The sequence below is a fragment of the Methanobacterium formicicum genome (assembly GCF_029848115.1).
In the GTDB taxonomy this organism is placed as follows: Archaea; Methanobacteriota; Methanobacteria; order Methanobacteriales; family Methanobacteriaceae; genus Methanobacterium; species Methanobacterium formicicum.
Window position 1 is genome coordinate 40,001 of record NZ_JARVXG010000050.1, and the last position, 2,500, is coordinate 42,500.

At 40.4% G+C, this 2,500-nt stretch carries 2 protein-coding genes (1 of these 2 only partly in view); both read left to right on the forward strand.

Translation table 11 applies throughout. The annotated features are described in order from the left end of the window. Window positions 1-270, forward strand: the 3' portion of a protein-coding gene (locus QC759_RS06965) for a carboxymuconolactone decarboxylase family protein (RefSeq protein ID WP_048073690.1). Its footprint begins 51 nt before the window's first position; only the last 270 of its 321 coding nucleotides appear in the window; the start codon falls outside the window, past its left edge; the stop codon is at window positions 268-270. A gap of 163 nt (window positions 271-433) precedes the next feature. Continuing rightward, entirely contained in the window at window positions 434-2,488 is a 2,055-nt protein-coding gene (locus tag QC759_RS06970; RefSeq protein WP_048073689.1) for a histidine kinase N-terminal 7TM domain-containing protein, read from the forward strand. Window positions 2,489-2,500: the final 12 nt, after the last annotated feature.

Sequence of the window (2,500 nt, forward strand, 5' to 3'; positions counted from 1 at the left end):
TATCCTGACATATTTAAAGCAGTGGTTGAGCTTAACGATGCAGCTTACACGGGGAAAGTCTTAGATTACCGCACACAGAAGTTAATTGCCCTGGGAATAACTGCTGCCGCCTCTGATGATCGGGCCATGAAGAAGCAGATGATGAGCGCCATGAAAGAATTTGACATCAGCCGGGACGAGATTGTGGATGTCCTGAGGGTGGTTCTCCTAACTTCCGGCAACCCTCCATTCACCAAGGCCATGAAGATACTCTACGACATCACAGAGTAAAAAATAATTTTTATTATTTTTTTATTATTATTTGGTTTAATCCCTTTTTATGAAGTTAATTGTATTCCCAAAATTTATCACCGGAGTAGTTATTTATATATTGCACTGACAAAATAAGGTTAAAAAATTAGCGGATTCATCATAACTTTAGGGATATATTATAATGAGTGCTCAACATTCTATATTCGGCATAATATTAATTATAAGTGCCGTAATATTACTTTATTTATCATTTTACAGCTTAAAAAGGCGTTCTTCTAATTTATATTTTTATTTCACTCTGTTAACCCTGTCGGTGTTTTTCTGGTGTTTGGGTTCTGCTCTGGAGTTTTTTAGCGTGGATATATGGGCTAAAATATTCTGGATTAAGGTTAGTTACATTGGGGTGGCTACCGCTGCACCGTTATGGTTTATGGTAATCCTGGAATATGCTCAATATGGGAAATACCTTAAACCCGCTTATATTGGGACTTTAATGGTTCTACCTTTAGTTATAATTTTACTGGCATTCACCAATGATTGGCATGGACTTATCTGGCCCACCATCACTCCGGTTTTCAGTACGAATGGATTACTCTTGATATATGCCCACGGGTTAGGATACTGGGTAAACATCGCTTACAGTTTCATCCTCATAATCATGGGACTGTTAGTGCTGTTGAAACTGTTGATGAAGTCTTCCCGCATGTACCATACTCAGATTCTGATTTTAATGTTGAGTGGAGTAATTCCCCTATTTTTCAGTGCCCTCTATAACACTGACGTACTGGGTATCCCTGGACTGGATATAACTCCCTTTGGACTGACCATTTCCGGATTACTCCTTGCTATTTCTATTTTTAAATTTTCTCTGTTGGGTATACGGCCCATTGCCTATGAAACACTCTTTGACACCATAAAAAGTGCTTTCATGGTTTTTGACACCCAGGATACCCTGGTGGATGTTAACCCGGCTGCCCAGATGATAGGCATAACTGAAGGTGATGTGGGTAAACACGTTACTGAATTAGGGGGTAAGTTACCGGAACTGGAGAAATCCTACCAAAATACTGAGGAAGAAACAACTCTCTACCTTGGTGACCCGGTAAACTTATGGGTTAGAATGCAGAACACCCTGCTCTACGACCAGAATGAATATAAAGGACGTTTACTGACAATTCAGGATATAAGCAAACTCAAACGGGTGGAAAAAGATTTCACCGAAAGTGAAGAACGTTACAAAAATTTAGCTGAACTTTCTCCTGATGCCATTCTGGTGGTGGTAGGGGAGAAAATAGTATTTGCCAACCGGGCTTCCGCCACCCTATTTGGAGCTGAAGATCCTCAGGATCTTCTGGATCAAAGTTTTTTAAGTTTCCACCATTCTGATTCATTGGAAACATCTATGAAACGTTTAAATCAAGTTATAATCGAAAAAAAATCCTTAGATTTTATTGAAGAAAAGATAATATCTCTTGATGGGACAGTCAAGGACATTGAAATAGGGGATGCTCCTATAACTTACAATGGACAGGGAGCGGTTCAGATCGTGGCCCGGGATATCAGTCAGCGGAAGAAACTGGAGGCTGATCTGAAAAATTCCCTTAAGGAAAAGGATCTGATGATGAAGGAGATCCATCACCGGGTTAAAAATAATTTGATGGTAATTCAGAGTCTTCTTAACCTGCAATCCAGGTATATTAAGGACACCGAAGCTCGGGATATCTTTAAAGATAGTCAGAACAGGGCCAAGTCCATGGCCATGATCCATGAACGTCTCTACCAGTCCAGTGATTTAAAAAGAATAGAATTCAGTGATTACATTAACACTCTAACCACTAACCTGTTTTACAGCTATGCCGTGGACCCTCAACGGGTGAAAATGACGGTGAATGTAGAGGAGGTCATGCTGGACGTTAACACTGCCATTCCCTTGGGGCTCATTTTAACTGAACTGGTCTCCAACTGCTTCAAGTACGCCTTTCCCCATGATGCTGCTGGTGAAGTAAAGGTTGATTTCCATTCCTTTACAGATGAGGGTGCCAAGAAATTCAGATTAACAGTCAGTGATAATGGGGTGGGCTTACCTGCGGATTTTGACCCTAAAAAATCTGATTCACTGGGATTAATGCTTATTTACAGCTTATCAGGCCAGATTGGGGCAGAAATCAAACTGGACACCACTCAAGGGACTGAATTTGAAATAACCTTCGAAGAAAAGTTGGATCATTCTCCATAATAGTTACTGTGG